The following is a 19,237-nucleotide window of genomic DNA, read 5'->3' as shown; positions in this document are numbered from 1 at the left end:
AGCGCCGAGCGTACGCGGACGGGCCGCCTAGCCTAGCAGGCCCGCTTCGCGCAGCGCGCCGCGCACCACTTCGTGGTATTGCGCGTCGAGCGGCGTAAGCGGCAGGCGGATTCCGCCCTGCACACGACCCAATTGCTGCAGTGCCCATTTCGCCGGAATCGGATTCGATTCTATGAACAGGTTCTTGTGCAGCGACAGGAGCTTCAGATGAATCTCGCGAGCGGTCTTTGCGTCCGCAGCAAGCGCGGCCTTGCACAGTTCGCTCATGGCGCGCGGCGCGACGTTCGCTGTAACCGAGATATTGCCGTGGCCGCCGAGCAGCATCAACGCGATCGCCGTGGGGTCGTCGCCGCTATAGATGCCGAAGTGAGCCGGCGCCGACTTGATAAGATGCGCGGCCCGATCGATATTGCCCGTCGCTTCTTTGACACCGATGATGCCGGGCACCTGCGCACAACGCAGAATCGTCTCGTTGCTCATGTCCGCGACCGTTCGGCCAGGCACGTTATACAGGATCACCGGAAGGTCCACCGTTTCGGCGATTTTCGCGAAATGGCGATAGATGCCTTCCTGTGTCGGCTTGTTGTAGTACGGCACGACCTGCAGCGTGGCGTCCGCCCCCACTTCCTTCGCCTGGCGCGTGAGTTCGATGGCCTCTGCAGTCGAGTTGCCGCCCGAGCCCGCGATCACCGGAATCCGGCCCGCCGTGTGCTCGACCGCGGTCTTGACCATCAGCACGTGTTCTTCGACCGACAACGTAGCCGACTCGCCGCTCGTGCCGACGACGACGAGCGCATTGGTGCCCTCCGCGACGTGCCAGTCGATCAGTTTGCGAAATGCCGGCAGATCGAGGCTGCCGTCTTCGAGCATCGGGGTGATGATGGCAGGAATGCTGCCGCGAATCTGAACGCCGTCGTTGCCGCGCGGGTTGCCGGATTGATTGCCGTTAGTCATGAAACGCCATGAATTTGATCAGGTAAACCGCGATTGTAGCGGATTAGCCAGGCAACTCGTAACAAGGCGGGGGCGCCACCTGTGCGGAGTTGTCTGAGCGGTCCGCCTCCAGAATTGCGCAGATGCGCTGGACGTAAGCCGGGCGTGGCTGCGCGAGAAAACCGTCCTGAAACGCCACCACTCGCAACCGGGCGCGGACCACCTCGAGCAGCTCGCCGGGCGCGAGCAGGAACGCGGGATTAGATGGCTTGCCCACCCTTTCGTTTCCTTGCGCGAACGTCTCGTAAACCAGTACGCCGCCGGGCGCGAGCGAGCGCATCAGTTGGGGAAAAAGCGGCCGGTGCAGATAGTTCGTGACGACCACCGCGGCGAACCGCGCGCCCGACGCCAAAGGCCAAGGAGCGTTTTCGATGTCGGCCGCGACCGGCGTGACGAGCGGCTCGTCGGCCAGCGCGTTCAGCGCGGCCGCGTCGCGGTCGATCGCCGTCACCGGATGGCCCAGCGACGCGAAAAAGCGCGCGTGCCGCCCCGCGCCAGAGGCCACGTCGAGCACCGCACCGCCCGCCGCGACCAGATGCGCCCACTGACGCACCCAGCGCGAAGGCTCGCCCAATCCATGCATGACAGCGGTCGTGCTCATCGCTTCAACGCAGTCGTTCAGTTGTACGACAGGCCCATGGCCTCGCGCACGTCGCGCATCGTTTCCGTGGCGAAGCGGCGGGCCTTGTCACAGCCGTCGGCGACGATCGCGCGCAGCAGCGACGGATCGTCCATGTACTTCTGCGCGCGCTCGAGCATCGGCTGCTGTTCGCGCAGAATACCCTCGATCACCGGCTGCTTGCATTCGAGACAACCGATGCCCGCCGAACGGCAACCCTTCTGAACCCACTCGTGCGTGGTTTCGTCGGTATAGACCTGATGCAGTTGCCACACCGGGCACTTGTCCGGATCGCCCGGGTCGGTGCGGCGCACGCGTGCCGGATCGGTCGGCATGGTGCGCACTTTTTTCGTGATGGTCTCGGCGTCTTCGCGCAGACCGATCGTGTTGCCGTACGACTTCGACATTTTCTGACCGTCGAGGCCAGGCATGCGCGACGCTTCGGTCAGCAGCGCTTGCGGCTCGACCAGAATGATCTTGCGCGAACCTTCGAGGTAGCCGAACAAACGCTCACGGTCGTTCATCGACAGGCTCTGCGATTCCTGCAACATGGCGCGCGCCTGCTCGAGCGCTTCGTCGTCGCCGTCCTGCTGGTAGGCGTTGCGCAGTTCGTGATAGAGCTTCGCGCGCTTGCCGCCGAGCTTTTTCGCGGCTTCGTTGGCCTTCTCTTCGAAGCCGGGTTCGCGGCCGTACAGGTAATTGAAACGGCGCGCGATTTCGCGCGTCATTTCCACGTGCGGCACCTGGTCTTCACCCACCGGCACGAGCGAGCCGCGATACAGCAGAATGTCCGCCGCCATCAGCACCGGATAGCCGAGAAAGCCGTACGTGGACAGATCCTTGTCCTTCAGCTTTTCCTGCTGCTCCTTGTAGGTCGGCACGCGTTCGAGCCAGCCGAGCGGCGTGCTCATGCCGAGCAGCAGCGCGAGCTCGGCATGCTCCGGCACCTTGCTCTGAATGAACAGCGTGGCCTGCGCCGGATCGATGCCTGAAGCGAGCCAGTCGATCAGCACGTCCCACACGTTCTTTTCGATCACCTCGGGCGTTTCGTAGTGGGTCGTCAGCGCGTGCCAGTCGACCACACAGAAGAAGCACGGGTATTCGGACTGCAGCCGCACCCAGTTTTTCAGCACGCCGTGATAGTGGCCGAGGTGCAGCGACCCGGTGGGCCGCATGCCGGAGAAGATACGGTCTGGGAACATGGTTATTTAGAAAAGCGAAACAAGTGGAGTCAGGATTGCGGTGATCGCGCTATAACCGAGAGTAACGAGCGGGCCGAGCCAGTAACGCGTCAGCGTGCCCGTCATGACCAGCGCCATGACGATGAAAAAGCCATACGGTTCAAGTCGCGACAACGTGATGGCCTGCCGCGGCGGCAGTAGCGCCATCAGAACGCGGCCGCCGTCGAGTGGCGGCAGCGGAAACAGATTGAGCACGCCGAGCACCAGATTCACGCCGACGCCCGCGCCCGCCATGCGCGTGAAAAACGGTTCGTCGACGGCCGTCACCGCCAGCGCTACACCGAAGAGGCCCCAGATGAGCGCCTGCACGAAGTTGCACGCGGGGCCGGCGGCGGCGACCCAGAGGCTCCCCCAGCGTGGATTGCGCAGGTTCCCGAAGGCGACGGGCACCGGCTTCGCATAGCCGAACATGAACGCGCCGCTCGTCGCGAAGTAGAGCAGCAACGGAATCGCAATCGTGCCGAGCGGATCGATGTGCCGCATCGGATTGATGGAAACGCGGCCGAGCACGTAGGCCGTGTTGTCGCCGAGCCAGCGCGCGACGTAACCATGCGCGGCCTCGTGCAGCGTGATCGCGAAAATCACCGGCAACGCGTAGACCGCGATGGTTTGTATCAGGGAAGAATCCATAACTCGCTATTGTAACAATGCGATTGCGTGCGTCTGTCCGCTTTCGCTCATGCCGTCTCTTCGAGACCGAATGGCGCGAGAGAACCGCGCCCTGCCCGCACCAGCACCGGCTCGTCGCCGGTCAGATCGATCACCGTGGACGGTTCGCACACGCAGGCGCCGCCGTCGATCACGAGATCCAGTTGCTTTTCAAGCCTCCCGCGGATTTCCTCGGGATCGTTCAGCGGCGCGGATTCCCCCGGCATTATCAGCGTTGAGCCGAGCAGCGGCTGGCCGAGTTCGCCGAGAATCGCGAGCGTGATCACATGATCCGGCACGCGCAGGCCGATCGTCTTGCGCGACGGATGCGACAGGCGCCGCGGCACCTCCTTGGTCGCCTGCAGCACGAAGACGTAGGGCCCCGGCGTCACGGATTTGATAAGCCGGTACTGGCGGTTGTCCACCATCGCGAAGTTCGACAGTTCCGACAGATCGCGCACGAGGAGCGACAGCAGCTGCTTTTCGTCCAGCCCGCGTATCCGGCGCAGGCGTTCGACCGCGTTCTTGTCGTCGAGATGACAGGCGAGCGCGTAGCTGGAATCGGTCGGCAACGCGACCACACCGCCGTCGTTGATGATCTGCACCGCCTGTTTGACGAGGCGCGGCTGCGGGTTATCTGGATGAAGCCGAAAGTATTGGGACATGGCGGCTAACGATGGCTGAGGATCGACGGCAAATTATGGCGAATGAGCGGGATGCGCGCGACGCCCGGGGTGACCGCCTGGATCTGCAGCGAACGACGCAGATCCTTACGCGGGGAGCAAGCGAGCGCGCAAACGGCCGGCTCCCGCACACGACGTGCCGCACTGGCACGGCGCGCGTTCACAGCCAGCGTTCCCAGACGGGCTTGAGATCGGAAGGAAGCGGCGGCAACGTGCCGAGCTCGACGCGGCCCTCGCCGGGCGCGTGGAAGTCAGAGCCACGCGAAGCCTCGAAGCCTAAGCGGCGGGCCACGTCGGCGTATTCGCGGTATTGATCGGGCGTGTGGCTGCCCGTCACGACTTCGATCGCCTTGCCCCCTAGGTCGATGAATTCGGCGAAAAACGCGTCGAATTCGACCGGCGAGTACGCGTAACGGCCCGGATGCGCGATGATGGCCTCGCCGCCCGCGGCCTTGATCCAGCCGACCGCGTCTGCCAGCTTCGCCCAGCGGTGCGATACATAGCCGGGCTTGCCGTCGCCGAGATAGCGGTTGAACACGTCTTGCGTGGAACTGGCGTAGCCGCTCTCGACCATGAAGCGCGCGAAATGGGTGCGCGAGATCATGTCCGGGTTCGACACGTATTTGAGCGCGCCTTGGTAGGCGTCGGGAATACCGAGCGTGGCCAGTTGCTCGCCGATCGCTTCCGCTCGCGCGGCCCGCCCGTTGCGCGTGCGCGCAAGGCCGTCGATCAGCACGGAACTCGTGGGATCGATGCCGAGCCCGACGATGTGCACCGTACGCGCCGCCCAGGTCACCGAAATTTCCACGCCGCTGACATAGCTCATGCCGAGTTCCGCGGCTGCTTCACGCGCTTCGCGCTGGCCGGCCAGTTCGTCGTGATCGGTCAGCGCCCACAAGGTCACGCCCCCCGCATGCGCACGGCGCGCGACATCGGCCGGCGCAAACTGGCCGTCGGAAACGGTGGAGTGACAGTGGAGGTCGGCGTTCATCATCGTCTGGAGAAGGTTCTGCAATCATTTTACTGCAACGCAGTAAGTGACCGCAGGGCAATCTCTCGCCGTCGTTTCTCCGATAGCTTGCTGCGCCGGCTGCGCGGGCACCCTAGCGTTTGCGTTTGCGTTCGCGTTTGCAATCGCGCTACGCGCAGAATCCCTCGATTAGCGCCGCCACCTGCTCCGGCTGGTCGTGGTGCACCATGTGCCCCGCCTCGTCGATGATCTTTTCGCGCCAATCCGGAAAAGCCTGGAAGCGCGCCTTGAATTCGTCGAGCGGAATCTCGCCCGCAATCGCGGCGAGCGTCGGTGAATGGGCGGCTTCGACGTGCAACACTTTCGCGCTCACCTTGCGCCAGACGGCCATGACCTCGTCCAGCCGGTACAGCGTCGGGCCACGCAGCTTGTGTGCCGGGTCGGCAAGCAGCATGAAACGCCCGTCGCCGTCCGGTTTCGACCAATGCTCTGCAAGAAACTGCGCGCGCGCTGCGGCCAGACGCGGATTCGTCTTGACGAGGCGGCCGGCCACTTCGTCGAGCGACGCATAGCGCTTTAGCTGCGGCGGATCGCGCAACTCGTCGAGCCAGTTTTGCAGACGTTTCGGCGACTGCGCCGCATGGGAAGGCGCAAGTCCAAAGCCCTCCAGGTCGACCACGCGGCGCACCTGCCCGGGCCGCACGCCCGCGTACAGGCAGACGATGTTCGCGCCGAGGCTATGCCCGACCAGATTGACCTGGCCGGTCGGCGCATAGTGATCGAGCAACGCGTCGAGATCGGCAAGGTAATCGTGGAACCAGTAGTGGCCGCCGCCGCTTTGCGCCACCGGCCAGTCCGACAGGCCGAAGCCGCGCATGTCCGGCGCAATGACCTGCCAGTCGCCACCCAGCGCATCGACGACGAACTGGAATGACGCCGCCACGTCCATCCAGCCGTGGAGCATGAACAGCGCCGGCGCATCGGGGTTGCCCCAACGCCGTACATGCAGACGGACGCCTCGCACGGCGACGAACTCGGAGCGGGAAGTGTTCATGATCGATTACGCAAAAAAGAATGGTCGTTCGATTATAACGAGATAACCGTACGAAGGGCTGACGCAAGCCGTGGCAAACCTCAGCCACGGGTTGCCGGGTCGGTCTATGCGCTATCTACGTCGATGCCCGCCAGCGCGGCCAGTTCGGCGAGTTCCGTATCGTCGAAACCAGCGTCGCGGCGCGCCTCGAAATTGAACGGACCACGCAATTTCGGCGCGTGATATTGGTCGGCAAGGCGCGTGTACGTGACGTGCGGATCCAGACCGCCCTCGTCGCACAGATACCGGAACCACCGGTTGCCGATCAGCACATGACCGATTTCGTCGCGCAGGATCACGTCCAGAATCGACGCCGACGCATGATCTCCCGCCTGCTGCAAACGCGCGCGGATAGGCGGCGAGGCGTCGAGCCCACGGGCTTCCAGCGTGCGTGGAACCAGCGCCATGCGCGCGAGCACGTCGCCACGGGTGCGTTCGCACATGTCCCATAGGCCGTCGTGCGCGGGAAAATCGCCATATGCATGGCCGTAATCGGCGAGCCGCGCCGTAAGCAGCGAAAAGTGATACGCCTCTTCGGCTGCGACCTTGAGCCAGTCTGTGTAGAAAGCGGCGGGCATGCGGGCGAAGCGCCAGACGGCGTCGAGCGCCAGGTTGATCGCGTTGAATTCGATGTGCGCGAGCGCGTGCAGCAGCACCGCGCGCCCTTGCGGCGATTGCATGCTGCGCCGCCCGAGCTTGCGCGGCTCGACGAGGTCAGGCCGTGCGGGGCGGCCCGGGAGTTCTGGAGGTTCGTCGAGTTCGAGTTCCGCAGGGCATGGCGCGCTGCCGTCGAGTACGGCGGCATATAACGCGCGCGCCGCGGCCGCCTTGGTCACCGGATCGGCTTCGCGCAAGGCGGCGAGCGCGGCGGTGCGCGCACACAGCGGCCGACCGCTGGTGCCGGGCGCGGGTTGATCTGCCGAACCGGACGGCGCGCAGGAATGTGGTAGAACGGCGAACATCATCAGATATGAATCGGTGAATGCAATGGGAATGATGAGGAAGACGTGATCGGGCAGGCGCGGAACCGTCTTGCGAGGCCTAAGCGTGACAACCACACAACCGTTTACAATACTCGATTCGACAATCGCGAGCGCCGGCCGCAGCGACGAAGAGCCGCCGGCCACGCACCGGCGCGGGCCGTCCCGCGCCCGGCGACCGATCCACAGGAGACAACGTGACCATTTACAAGCTTGGCGACGCCGCACCGACCATCCACGAAAGCGTGTTCGTCGCGGACTCCGCGACCATCATCGGCAATGTGACGCTCGCGGAAAATTCGAGCGTCTGGTTCGGCGCAACGCTACGCGGCGACAACGAGCCGATCACGTTGGGCGCGGGCAGCAACGTTCAGGAGAACGCGGTCCTGCATGCCGACCCCGGCTTTCCGTTGACGATCGAGCCGAACGTCACGATCGGTCACCAGGTGATGTTGCACGGCTGCACGATCAAGGAAGGTTCGCTCATCGGAATTCAGGCGGTGGTCTTGAATGGAGCGGTAATCGGCCGCAACTGTCTGGTCGGAGCGGGCGCCATCGTGACCGAAGGCAAGCTATTTCCCGATAATTCGCTGATTCTCGGCGCGCCCGCCAAGGTGGTGCGCGAGTTGACCGAGACGGATATCGCCAACATGCAGCGCGGCGCGGCAAGCTATGCCGAGCGCCGCGAGTATTTCAAGGCGCAGCTCGTGCGCATCGGCTGACCGGCCGGGCGCGCAGCGCGCAGGGCGCGGACACGGCATATCGCCGTGGCGCGTCATTCGACTGAGGAAAAGTTGTGAGCGACCAGTTGCAAAAATTCATGTTCAGCGCGGCGCCGGTGCGCGGCGAAATCGTCTCGCTGCGCAATACCTGGCAGGAAGTGCTGACGCGGCGCGAGTATCCGGCGCCGGTGCGGACGATTCTCGGCGAGATGATGGCCGCATGCGCGCTGCTGTCGGCGAATCTGAAGTTCGACGGGACGCTGATCATGCAGATTTTCGGCGACGGCCCGGCCAAGATGCTGGTGGTTCAATGCAGCTCCGATCTGTCGATGCGCGCCACGGCCAAGCTTTCCGGCGACGAAGGCACGATCGGCGAGAGCGCCTCGCTAGTCGAGTTGCTCAATGCAAGCGGCCACGGCCGCTGCGTGATCACGCTCGACCCGCGCGACAAGAAGCCGGGTCAGCAGCCGTACCAGAGCATCGTGCCGCTGTCGGGCGTGGACGGTCCGCTCAACTCCATGGCGGAAGTGCTCGAGCACTACATGCATCACTCGGAGCAGCTCGACACGCGCCTGTGGCTCGCGGCGAATTCCGACCGCGCGGTCGGCATGCTGCTGCAAAAGCTGCCGGGCGACGGCGGCATCGTCCCGCATCCGGGCGAGCTGGATGCGGACACGTGGGAGCGCGTCTGCACGTTGGGCGGCACGCTGTCACAAGACGAACTGCTGAAGGAAGAACCGGAAACGGTGTTCCGGCGGCTCTTCTGGCAGGAAAACGTTCAGCATTTCGAGCCCGCCGCCGCGCGTTTCGAGTGCACCTGCTCGCGCGAAAAAGTCGGCTCGATGCTGAAGATGCTCGGTCGGGAAGAGGTGGACGGCGTGATCGAGGAGCGTGGCCACGTCGAGATTCATTGTGAGTTCTGCAACCAGCGGTACGAGTTCGACCCGGTCGATGTGGCGCAACTTTTTCTCACTAACGCACTCTCACAAGGTGTGTCGCCGGCCGCTGGGCAACGGCACTGAAACGGGTGGCCAAGCGGGCGCTTTCCGCGCTCGCGGCGGCGTCCTCGGTTGAACTGAGCACGCCTGTCATCGCTTCCATTGCCGTGCTTCCATTGTCACTAATCGCGCGCCCCGCTCCGGGCTTTTGCACACATAGGCGGCACGGTATGTTTGACGTTGTGAGGCTGCGCCACCCGATGCTGCTGTATATGTTTTACTTAGGTATCCGACTGATCGAGACCGAACATGAGCATTTCTATCTCGCTGCTACGCCCCGCGCGCGCCCTCGCCACGTTGGCGGCGCTGGTCGGCGTCACTGCGTTGGCCGGTTGCATGATGGACCCGCCGGGGCCCTCGCCCATTTACAGCCGACTGCCCGCCGACCAGTCGGGCATGGCCAGCACCGCGCAGCCGCTCACGCCCGCTGAGCGCGAGCGTTACGACGCAATCGACCAGCAGGTCATGGCCGAGCAAAACCAGGCAATCGCCGCGGAAAACGCCGCACAGGCGTGGTCGCGCTATTACAGTCCACCGGTGCCGGTGAGTGTGTACGGCAGCTATTACGGCGGTGGATGGGGGCATGGCTGGGGCACCGGTGTGGGCATCGGCTACGGGCCTTGGGGCTGGTGACGAACTGAGCGCGCCTGGTAGTGCTGTAACGCTCGCGATCAGAGCGTTCCGGCCGCGGTTTCGCCTGTTGAATGCTCGTGGATGTAAAAAAGGCGCGGGTCAATTGACACCGCGCCTTTTTTTCGCGTTCGCATTGAGTCGCCGTCAGCGCTCAGTGCGCGGGCTTCTTGTCTTTCGCTGCCTTGCCACCGTGCTTGCGCTCGGGCTTCGCGCGCGATTCCGGATTCGGCACGACATGCAGCGGTGCCGACGACACTTCGCCGCGAGTCGAGGTGGAAGCCGAAGGCGCGTTTGCCGTCGGCAAAGGTGCGTTCGGCGAAACGAATTGCACGAACACTTCGCTGTCCTTGACCATGCCCATTTCGTAGCGGGCGCGCTCTTCGACGGCAGCGGTGCCGTTCTGCAAATCCTGCACCTCGCCCTGAATCCGCTCGTTGCGCAGTTTCGCGTCGGCGTTCTTTTGCATCTGCTGCGCGAGCTGCTGCTGCAGTTCGTGCACGCGCAACCAGCCGCCATGGCCCCACCAAAGCGGGTACTGGATCAACGCCAGCAGAACGATCAGTACAGCAGTGACGAGCCGCATGAAGTAAGCACAATAAATACGCGCCGCCCTGCGCTATACGCAGGGCGGCGAGGTCAATCAGACACGAAGAAAAACCGGCTCATCGGTCAGCGCTAGAAACAGTCCAATCACGACGAATTAGCGCAGATTGTAGAACGCCGACTTGCCCGGATAGCTGGCGATATCACCGAGGTCTTCCTCGATGCGCAGCAACTGATTGTATTTCGAGATGCGGTCCGAGCGCGACAGTGAACCCGTCTTGATCTGTCCGGCGTTCAGGCCGACGGCGATGTCCGCAATCGTCGAATCTTCCGTTTCGCCCGAACGATGCGAAATCACAGCCGTGTAGCCGGCCCGCTTGGCCATCTCGATCGCGGCGAAGGTTTCCGTCAGCGTGCCGATCTGGTTGATCTTGATGAGGATCGAGTTCGCGATGCCTTTCTCGATGCCTTCTTTCAGGATGCGTGTGTTGGTCACGAACAGGTCGTCGCCAACCAGCTGGATTTTCTTGCCGAGCTTGTCGGTCAGGAGCTTCCAGCCTTCCCAGTCGCTTTCATGCATGCCGTCTTCGATCGACACGATCGGGAACTTGTCGGCGAGCGTGGCGAGGTAGTCGGTGAATTCCGCCGACGACAGTTGCAGGCCTTCGCCTGCCAATTGGTACTTGCCGTCGTGGTAGAACTCGCTCGCCGCGCAGTCGAGCGCGAGCAGCACGTCTTCACCGGCGCGGTAGCCGGCTTTTTCGATCGCTTGCAGGATGGTGGACAGGCATTCGTCGTTGCTGCCGAAGTTCGGCGCGAAGCCGCCTTCGTCACCCACCGCCGTGCTCATGCCGCGGTCCGACAGGATCTTCTTCAGCGCATGGAACACTTCAGCGCCGCAACGCAATGCTTCGCGGAAGGTCGGCTGGCTGACCGGCACGATCATGAATTCCTGGATGTCCAGGCTATTGTTTGCGTGCGCGCCGCCGTTGACGATGTTCATCATCGGCACCGGCAGTTGCATCGCGCCCGAGCCGCCGAAGTAACGGTAGAGCGGCAGGCCGGCTTCTTCAGCGGCGGCCTTCGCGACGGCCATGGACACGGCCAGCATCGCGTTGGCGCCGAGGCGCGACTTGTTGTCCGTGCCGTCGAGTTCGAGAAGGGTCTTGTCGAGGAAAGCCTGCTCGGAAGCGTCGAGGCCCATAATCGCTTCGGAGATTTCGGTGTTGATGTGTTCGACTGCCTTCAGCACGCCCTTGCCGCCGTAGCGGCCGGTTTCGCCGTCGCGCAGCTCGATCGCTTCGCGCGAACCGGTGGACGCGCCCGACGGCACCGCGGCGCGGCCCATGGTGCCCGACTCGAGCAGCACGTCGCATTCGACGGTGGGGTTGCCTCGCGAATCGAGAATCTCTCGACCGATGATATCTACGATAGCACTCATGGTTTCCTCAAGAAATGACGATGAATTCTTTACTGTGACACTGTATCTCGCACGCGCTCGTTCCGATCCATGCAGAGCACGGTCTCCCGACAGACAGCCTACGCGCCGATACGTTCGACGACCATTGTGCGCATTCGCCGCGTGCCCGCCTGAATGGGCGGCTCAAGACGCGAGCCGACATGCGGCGAATACCTGAATCAGCTGAAATCGCTTTCGAGGAACGGCGCGCGCTTGACAGCCTGATCGAGCGTGACGAGCGTCTCTAGCAGATCGCCCATGCGGTTTAGCGGCACGGCGTTCGGACCGTCCGATTTGGCCTGCGCCGGATTCGGGTGCGTTTCCATGAAGAGACCCGCGACGCCGACTGCCACCGCGGCACGTGCAAGCACCGGCACGAATTCGCGCTGCCCACCCGAGCTCGTACCCTGCCCGCCTGGTAACTGCACAGAATGCGTGGCGTCGAACACAACCGGCGCATTCGTTTCACGCATGATCGCGAGCGAACGCATGTCGGACACGAGGTTGTTATAGCCGAACGAGACGCCGCGCTCGCACGCCATGAAGCGGTCTTCCGACAGACCGGCCTCGCGTGCCGCGTCGCGCGCCTTGTCGATGACGTTTTTCATGTCGTGCGGCGCGAGAAACTGGCCTTTCTTGATATTGACCGGTTTGCCCGAACGCGCGCACGCGTGGATAAAGTCAGTTTGACGGCACAGGAAAGCCGGCGTTTGCAGCACATCGACCACTGAAGCGACCTGTTCGATCTCGTGCTCCGCGTGAACGTCGGTCAGCACCGGCAGGCCGAGCTGACGCTTCACTTCCGACAGGATGCGCAACCCTTCGTCCATGCCGAGACCGCGAAACGATTTGCCACTACTGCGATTGGCTTTGTCGTACGACGATTTGTAGATGAACGGGATGTTCAGCTTCGCGCAGATTTCCTTCAGCCGGCCCGCCGTGTCGATCGTCATTTGCTCCGATTCGACGACACAGGTGCCCGCGATCAGGAAAAACGGCTTGTCGAGCCCGATTTCGAAATCGCCCAGTTTCATGCTTTCTCCCCGACTTCGTTCGTGACGCGCGACTGCTGACGCGCGAGCGCTGCCTCGACGAACGACTTGAACAGCGGATGGCCGTCACGCGGCGTGGACGTGAATTCCGGGTGGAACTGCACGCCGACGAACCACGGGTGCATGCTGCGCGGCAGTTCCATCATTTCCGGCAGATCTTCGCTCGGAGTACGGGCGCTGATGATAAGACCGCCGGCTTCGAGCTGGGGCACGAAGCGGTTATTGACTTCATAACGGTGACGATGACGCTCGTTCACATCTTTGCCGTAGATCTCTTCGGCCATGGTGCCGGGCTTGATCGGGCAACGTTGCGAACCGAGGCGCATGGTGCCGCCGAGATCGGATTCTTCGGTACGCTTTTCGACACGGCCTTCGCGGTCGTACCACTCGGTGATCAGCGCGACCACACGGTTTTCGGTTTCCTGATCGAACTCGGTGCTGTTCGCGTTTTTCAGCCCGACCACGTCGCGCGCGAATTCGATTACGGCCAGTTGCATGCCCAAGCAGATGCCGAGATACGGCACCTTCGCTTCGCGTGCATAACGGATCGCCGCGATCTTGCCTTCGGTGCCGCGACGGCCGAAGCCGCCAGGCACGAGCACGGCGTCGAGATGCTTGAGACTTTCGACGCCCTGCGTCTCGATCTCTTCGGAATCGATGTACTCGATGTTCACGCGCGTCGACGTATGCATGGACGCGTGGCGCAGTGCTTCGATCAGCGACTTGTACGACTCGGTCAGGTCGACATACTTGCCGACCATGCCGATCGTGACTTCGTGTGTCGGGTTTTGCAGCTTCTCGACGAGGTCCGCCCACATGGACAGATCGGCGGGCTTCGGCGTGAGCTTCAGCTCTTCGCAGATGATCGCGTCGAGACCCTGATCGTGCAGCATCTGCGGAATCTTGTAGATGCTGTCCGCGTCCCACACCGAGATCACGGCGTCTTCCGGCACGTTGGAGAACATCGAAATTTTCGCGCGTTCGTCGTCCGGAATGCGGCGGTCGGCGCGGCACAGCAGCACGTGCGGCGAAATACCGATTTCGCGCAGCTTCTGCACGCTGTGTTGCGTGGGCTTGGTTTTCAGTTCGCCGGCAGTGGCGACCCAGGGCACCAGCGTGAGGTGCACGAAGCACGCGCTGTTGCGGCCCATGCGCAGGCTCATTTGACGCGCGGCTTCGAGGAACGGCAGCGATTCGATGTCGCCCACCGTGCCGCCCACTTCGACGATAGCCACGTCCGGCTCGCCGCAGGTGGCCGACGCCGCGCCACGCTCGATGAACGCCTGAATTTCATTCGTGATGTGCGGAATGACCTGCACCGTCTTGCCGAGATAATCGCCGCGGCGTTCCTTGCGGATCACCGATTCGTAGATCTGGCCCGTGGTGAAGTTATTGGCCTTGCGCATCTTCGTGCTGATGAAGCGCTCGTAATGGCCGAGGTCGAGGTCTGTCTCCGCTCCGTCTTCCGTTACGAACACTTCGCCGTGTTGAAACGGACTCATCGTGCCGGGGTCGACGTTGATGTAGGGATCGAGCTTGAGAAGGGTGACTTTGAGACCGCGCGATTCGAGGATCGCGGCGAGGGAAGCGGCGGCAATACCCTTGCCGAGGGAAGATACTACGCCGCCGGTGACGAAAACATATTTGGTCATCGCTGGATGCTCGCGGGAAAAACGGATTATACCGTAAAGCAGGGTCTCAACCCAGCAAAATGCGAGCGGCCCCGGCACGCATGCGCGCCGTGGAAACCACCAGTGACCGGCGCGCACAGCGTCAGCCGCGCTGCTCCAGTTCGCGCAACATCCGCTGGACGGCACGCGCGGTTTCGATCGGCTTTTCCATGGGAAAGAGGTGGCTGCCCTCGATCCATTCCACATGGCCGCCGGTAGCACGGCGCGTGGCGCGCAAGCCGACCTGACGGATTTCCCTGGACCGCGTGCCGGCGATGAATCCGACCGGCACCGGCGCGCCGCGCGCGAGCCGCGCCCCGAGCGTATGCGGCAAGGTCCGGTAGATCTGATATTCGATGCGGCGATCGAACGCGAGGCTGCGCGAGCCGTCGTGCGAAACCTGCGGAATGCCGAACTCGATGTAATCGGACAGCATGCGCTCGTCCCAGCGTGCGAACGCGGGCTTCGAATGGAAATGCCGCCATGTCTCGTCGCGACTCGCCCAGTGAGTGCGGCGTGTGCGCGTGGCGGCTGCGGGCGAAAGCCGCTCGTCGAGCCCGGTCCATTGCGACACGCGCAAAATGCTGCTGCGCCAGCCGGCCACCACCGGAGAGTCGAGCATCACGACGCCCCTCACCCACTGCGGCTTTTTCAGCGCGGCCATCAGCGACAGATAGCCTCCGAGCGAATGTCCGACGAGCCACACCGGCTGCTCGTAGGTTCGCCCGATGTCGTCGAGCAACTGCTCGACGAGATGCGGCCAGTCCTGGGTCACCGGATAGCGCGGATCGTGCCCGATACGTTCGATGTGGCGCACTTCATAGTCGTCGGAGAGTTCCGCAAAAATCGTCCGGTAAGTCGACGCGGGAAAACCGTTCGCGTGCGAGAAGTGAATGATGTTTTTCAACTGCGGCTATCTCCGTTCTGTTTTTTCGCGGCGGGTGAAGCCTGGCGGTGTCTCGCGGTGCTGAATGTTGCGGTGTGGTGCGGTGCTGTGTGGTGCTGTCCCGGTGCTCCGTCGTGACGTTTGCAATGCGGTTCCCATTGAGCGGCTCCGCTTTGCCACCTGCTTTGGCTGGTTTTTTGTGGTGTTTTCTACGTTGCTTTTGCGTTGCGTTTTGTGGCTCCTCCATTTGCGTAGCCGCAGCCGGGGATCGGTTCAACGATCCATCCAGTAACGCCGATGGGTGTCGCGATAACGCTCGACCGTCACCGCGGTATCGCTCGCATAAGCGCCTCGTCGCCCGGCGAAATCCGGGTCGATGAGAACGCGCACTGCGCCATCCGCATCGCTGCGTCCAAGTTCGATATGCCGCGCCGAGTAACGCGCCAGCACGCCCGCACTGGGATGATGAAACCGGTTGCGATAGCCTACCTGAAATAGCGCGACGAGCGGGTCGATAGAATCGAGGAACGGCTCAGTCGACGACGTCTTGCTGCCATGGTGTGGAACAACCAGCACCTGAGCACGCAGCATCTCGCGATCGCGCGACAACAGCACGCGTTCAGTTGGCGCCTCGATGTCGGCGGTCAGCAGCGCTGCAAGGATTGTGGCTTGCGCCTGCTTGTCCGGCGCGCTGGCCGACGGGCGATCCGCTGTGCTTTGCAATCTGCTCTCCAGCGCAAGGCGCACTGCGCTGATCGCGCCACCATCCGCTACGCCACCCGCCATACCCTCCAATCCCACGCCCTCCCCACTCCCCTCACCCGACTTCGCAACTACACCCGGCAACGTGCTCACGCGCAGCACGCAGCAATGCGCGTTCGGCTTGCCTTGTAGCGGCCCGGCGTCAGGCCAGAGCATCGAGAATTCGACACCGTCCCACTGCCAGCGCTGTCCCGCCGCACAGGGCAGCGTCTGCGCGCCCCGTTGCCGCGCGTTCGCCCATAGCGCATTGGCCGGCGCGAGAGCGGCGACCATCTGACGGACTTCGATTGCATCCAGCACGGCCGGCGCGCCGCCTGAGTGGTCCGAATCCGCGTGGCTGACAATCAGCGTATCCAGGACGTTGACTCCGTGCGCCTGAAGATACGGCACGACGACCCTCTCGCCCGCGTATGTCGACTCCGGGCCCGGCCCCGTATCGAACAGGAGCACATGATGCGCCGTCTCGATCAGCACCGACGTGCCCTGCCCAACGTCCAGCGCGGTCAGCCGGAAGCTGCCGTGGGGCGGCCCGGACGGCGCTGGCGCGAGCAGCGGCAACCACGCGAGCGGCGCCGCCCAGCGCAGCGGCCAGCCGCGCGGCGCGAGACACCAAAGCACGCCGGCTGCGGCGGCGGCGAGCGTCCATCCGTCCGGCTGCGGCAGCCACCACAGCGCCCATCTGGGCCCGGACAGCCACTTCAATCCGCCAACCATGACGTCGAGCAGCGCGTGCGCCGTACGAAACGCGTAGGCATCGAGCGGCGCGGGCAACACGACGCCTGCCAGCACCGACGGCGTGACGAGCAGGCTTACCCACGGAATCGCAAACGAGTTCGCGAGCGGCCCGATCAATGGTATCTGCGCGAACCAGTAGACGGTCAACGGCGCGAGCGCGACGGTGACAGCAAACTGAACATGCGCGGCGCCGTGCAGCCGTTCACCGAAAGCGCGAATGCGGCGCACGGCCGCGGCACGCAGGCGTGACAATTGGCCGGGCGTGACGCCTTGTTCGTCCGTCTCGTGCGTGCGCTGTTCGTGGTTCTGCACCCGAGGCCGCCCCGACGTGGCGAAAAGAATCGCGGCCACCGCGCAGAACGACAACCAGAATCCCGCCGAAACAACCGCCCACGGATCGATCAGCAACACGAGCCCGAGCGCCGACGCGAGCACGGCCGAGCGCGGCACATTGCGCCCGCTGAGGTAGGCGAGCGCAACGACGCCGGCCATCCACAGCGCGCGCTGCGCAGGTACGTTGAAGCCGGCCAACGCAGCATGCAACGCGGCGAAGATCGCGCCGCCAGTTACCGAGACGAATTGCGCGGGAACGTGCAGCGGCCAGTTGCGGCCGATCAATCCGGAGCGTCGCCACCACGCACCGCAAAGCCAGGCCGCGAGGCCCGCGGCAAAGCCGATATGCAATCCCGAGATCGCCACCAGGTGACTCGTGCCCGTGGCGCGCATCAATTGCCAGTCGGCGGCGCTCACTTCGTCCTGTGCGCCGATCGCCAGCGCGACGACGATGCCGCGATGCGGCGCGTCCCCAAGCACCGCGTCGATCCGCGCACGCAGCGCCGCGCGCCAGCGGTCCACCGTCACGCCGACGCCGCGCGCTTCCGGGCGCAAACGCACCGCCTGCGCCGCCGCGCTCACATATCCGGTGGCCCGCACGTTCCGCGCAAGCAACGTGGCTTCCGCGTCACGCACGCCAAAGTTCGCATTATCATGCGGCCGTTTCAGACGCACGCGCAGACGCCACCGTTCGCCGGGCTCGAGCGGCGGCGGCGGTGCTTCGTCGGCGATCCATGACAGCTGGACGACGCGCGGAAACCTCACCGGCTCGCCCGCTGCCGACTCAACGACGACCGAGTCGGCCGACTCCACATCGAAAAGAAAGCGGGCGCCTTTATCGTCGCGCGTGGGCAAACCTTTGATGCTGCCGGTCACCTCGATGTCGCGGCCTTCCCACGCAACCGGCAGGCTCGCCGCAAGCCGTGCTTCGGCACGCCACGCCGCATAGCCGAAGCCGACGCAGCATGCCGCGCATGAGAGCGCACCCCAGCCGGCGAATGAGCGCAACCGTCGAAGCGGCCGGCTGGAAGACGCCCTCTGCTCGTGATCTGCAATGTGAGCACGCCCACGCAAGGCCCACACTGCGGCAGTCGACGCCGCGCAGCCCAACGACACCACCGCGCACCAGCCGCACCAACCGGGCAACGCCGCCTGCCGCTGGAGCCAGACGACGCCCAACGCAAATCCACACCACCATGCACGCATTCGCCCTCCGCCCGCCACCGGTTGTACGCGGGACGAGACGAAGCAATGCACGGCGCAACGCGCAAGCATGCCGCCGGACGTGGGTCTCGCCCGGCGCGAACCACTCGAAAGTCAACGAAACCGATTATGCAGAGGAAAGCGCGAGCCGCGGCAGCGCGGCGAGCGCGTTAGCCGTTGTGCCTAGGGCGGCTTCGTCCACCGCCATGCCGCGCAATTGCGCAAGGCCCGCGCCGATCGCTGGAATCTGCTCGGGCGAGTTGCGCTGCTTGTAAATCCACGAAGGCGCAATGTCCGGCGCGTCTGTCTCGACCACGAGCGCGTCGAACGGCAACTGCTCGGCAAGCCGGCGAATCTGCCGCGCGCGCTCGAACGTCAGATTGCCGCCGAAGCCGAGATGCATGCCCTGGTCGATATACGCCTGCGCCTGCTGGAAGCTGCCATTGAATGCATGCGCGATGCCGCGGTGAATCTGATGCCGGCGCAAGCCTTTGATGACCTGGTCCTGCGATTTGCGCACATGGCAAATCACCGGCAGATCGAATTCGCGCGCGATCTGAAGTTGACCGTTGTAGAAGAATTGCTGCCGGGCGTCGTCGAGGCCGTCGACGAAATAATCCAGACCGATCTCGCCGATGCCGACGAAACGCGGGTCGTCGAGGCTCGCCTCGATTTCCGCGCGCAGCAGTTCAAGGTCGTGTTCCTGCGCGGATGGCGTGAAGAGCGGATGAATGCCGAGCGCATATGCGCCGCCGTCGAAGCGGTGCGCCAGCTCGCGCACGGCCGCGAAGTTCTGCCGGCCGATGGCGGGAATGACGATACGCCCCACGCCCGCGCTCTTCGCCGCGGCCGCGACGTGCTCGCGGTCGGCGTCGAATTCGGAAGCGTCGAGATGGCAGTGCGTATCGATCCACATGAGTTGCCTCGCTGACAAAGCGGATTGAGCGGATTAGGTGGATCAAGCGGCCGGCGTCGACATTTGCAGCGCGGCTGACCACGCGGCCACTTCAAGCC

At 63.9% G+C, this 19,237-nt stretch carries 18 protein-coding genes; 3 read left to right on the top strand and 15 right to left on the bottom strand.

The genetic code is table 11. The features are described 5' to 3' along the window. Window positions 1-27: 27 nt before the first annotated feature. From dapA to RW095_RS25385, 8 genes are all read right to left on the bottom strand, one after another. Window positions 28-954: a 4-hydroxy-tetrahydrodipicolinate synthase gene (dapA, locus tag RW095_RS25420; protein WP_020065533.1), complete on the bottom strand. Its 927-nt coding sequence runs from the start codon at window positions 952-954 to the stop codon at window positions 28-30. 43 nt (window positions 955-997) lie between these two features. Beyond that, window positions 998-1,594: a class I SAM-dependent methyltransferase gene (locus RW095_RS25415; protein ID WP_317021638.1), complete on the bottom strand. Its 597-nt coding sequence runs from the start codon at window positions 1,592-1,594 to the stop codon at window positions 998-1,000. A 17-nt stretch (window positions 1,595-1,611) separates the two neighbouring features. Next, window positions 1,612-2,814 (bottom strand): tryptophan--tRNA ligase, encoded by a 1,203-nt coding sequence (locus RW095_RS25410; protein ID WP_128595395.1) that lies wholly within the window; start codon window positions 2,812-2,814, stop codon window positions 1,612-1,614. A gap of 6 nt (window positions 2,815-2,820) precedes the next feature. Continuing rightward, window positions 2,821-3,483: a site-2 protease family protein gene (locus RW095_RS25405; protein WP_128585994.1), complete on the bottom strand. Its 663-nt coding sequence runs from the start codon at window positions 3,481-3,483 to the stop codon at window positions 2,821-2,823. 47 nt (window positions 3,484-3,530) lie between these two features. Continuing rightward, a complete protein-coding gene (locus tag RW095_RS25400) occupies window positions 3,531-4,166 on the bottom strand; it encodes an L-threonylcarbamoyladenylate synthase (RefSeq protein WP_317021637.1) in 636 nt (211 codons plus the stop codon). A 178-nt stretch (window positions 4,167-4,344) separates the two neighbouring features. Next, window positions 4,345-5,175, bottom strand: coding sequence for a 3',5'-nucleoside bisphosphate phosphatase (locus RW095_RS25395; RefSeq protein WP_317022676.1), 831 nt, complete (start codon window positions 5,173-5,175; stop codon window positions 4,345-4,347). A gap of 148 nt (window positions 5,176-5,323) precedes the next feature. Next, window positions 5,324-6,208, bottom strand: coding sequence for an alpha/beta fold hydrolase (locus RW095_RS25390; RefSeq protein ID WP_317021636.1), 885 nt, complete (start codon window positions 6,206-6,208; stop codon window positions 5,324-5,326). A 104-nt stretch (window positions 6,209-6,312) separates the two neighbouring features. Continuing rightward, a complete protein-coding gene (locus tag RW095_RS25385) occupies window positions 6,313-7,212 on the bottom strand; it encodes a ferritin-like domain-containing protein (protein ID WP_317022674.1) in 900 nt (299 codons plus the stop codon). A gap of 212 nt (window positions 7,213-7,424) precedes the next feature. On the opposite strand from RW095_RS25385, the gene RW095_RS25380 reads away from it, so the two are divergent. From RW095_RS25380 to RW095_RS25370, 3 genes are all read left to right on the top strand, one after another. Continuing rightward, window positions 7,425-7,949: a gamma carbonic anhydrase family protein gene (locus RW095_RS25380; RefSeq protein ID WP_317021635.1), complete on the top strand. Its 525-nt coding sequence runs from the start codon at window positions 7,425-7,427 to the stop codon at window positions 7,947-7,949. 74 nt (window positions 7,950-8,023) lie between these two features. Continuing rightward, window positions 8,024-8,971: an Hsp33 family molecular chaperone HslO gene (hslO, locus tag RW095_RS25375; protein ID WP_317021634.1), complete on the top strand. Its 948-nt coding sequence runs from the start codon at window positions 8,024-8,026 to the stop codon at window positions 8,969-8,971. 225 nt (window positions 8,972-9,196) lie between these two features. Then, entirely contained in the window at window positions 9,197-9,580 is a 384-nt protein-coding gene (locus tag RW095_RS25370) for a hypothetical protein (protein ID WP_317021633.1), read from the top strand. 151 nt (window positions 9,581-9,731) lie between these two features. On the opposite strand, the gene ftsB is transcribed toward RW095_RS25370, so the two are convergent. From ftsB to RW095_RS25335, 7 genes are all read right to left on the bottom strand, one after another. After that, window positions 9,732-10,163, bottom strand: coding sequence for a cell division protein FtsB (gene ftsB, locus RW095_RS25365; protein ID WP_128595400.1), 432 nt, complete (start codon window positions 10,161-10,163; stop codon window positions 9,732-9,734). Window positions 10,164-10,280: 117 nt separating this feature from the next. Further along, window positions 10,281-11,564 (bottom strand): phosphopyruvate hydratase, encoded by a 1,284-nt coding sequence (gene eno / locus RW095_RS25360; protein WP_020065521.1) that lies wholly within the window; start codon window positions 11,562-11,564, stop codon window positions 10,281-10,283. Window positions 11,565-11,761: 197 nt separating this feature from the next. Further along, window positions 11,762-12,616, bottom strand: a complete 855-nt coding sequence (gene kdsA / locus RW095_RS25355) for a 3-deoxy-8-phosphooctulonate synthase (RefSeq protein ID WP_317021632.1) — start codon at window positions 12,614-12,616, stop codon at window positions 11,762-11,764. Next, the gene (locus RW095_RS25350; RefSeq protein ID WP_128595401.1) at window positions 12,613-14,286 is read right to left on the bottom strand and encodes a CTP synthase; all 1,674 of its coding nucleotides are present in this window, start codon (window positions 14,284-14,286) and stop codon (window positions 12,613-12,615) included. The genes kdsA and RW095_RS25350 overlap by 4 nt, the downstream gene beginning before the upstream one ends. Window positions 14,287-14,407: 121 nt before the next feature. Next, window positions 14,408-15,211, bottom strand: coding sequence for an alpha/beta fold hydrolase (locus RW095_RS25345; RefSeq protein WP_317021631.1), 804 nt, complete (start codon window positions 15,209-15,211; stop codon window positions 14,408-14,410). Window positions 15,212-15,463: 252 nt separating this feature from the next. Then, window positions 15,464-18,226, bottom strand: coding sequence for a DNA internalization-related competence protein ComEC/Rec2 (locus RW095_RS25340; protein ID WP_317021630.1), 2,763 nt, complete (start codon window positions 18,224-18,226; stop codon window positions 15,464-15,466). Between the two features lie 124 nt (window positions 18,227-18,350). Beyond that, window positions 18,351-19,139 (bottom strand): TatD family hydrolase, encoded by a 789-nt coding sequence (locus tag RW095_RS25335; RefSeq protein ID WP_128595403.1) that lies wholly within the window; start codon window positions 19,137-19,139, stop codon window positions 18,351-18,353. Window positions 19,140-19,237: the final 98 nt, after the last annotated feature.

This window comes from Paraburkholderia kirstenboschensis, assembly GCF_032806925.1.
Classification (GTDB): domain Bacteria; phylum Pseudomonadota; class Gammaproteobacteria; order Burkholderiales; family Burkholderiaceae; genus Paraburkholderia; species Paraburkholderia kirstenboschensis.
The sequence above is the reverse complement of the archived record's forward strand: the minus strand, read 5'-3'. Positions and strand labels throughout refer to the sequence as shown.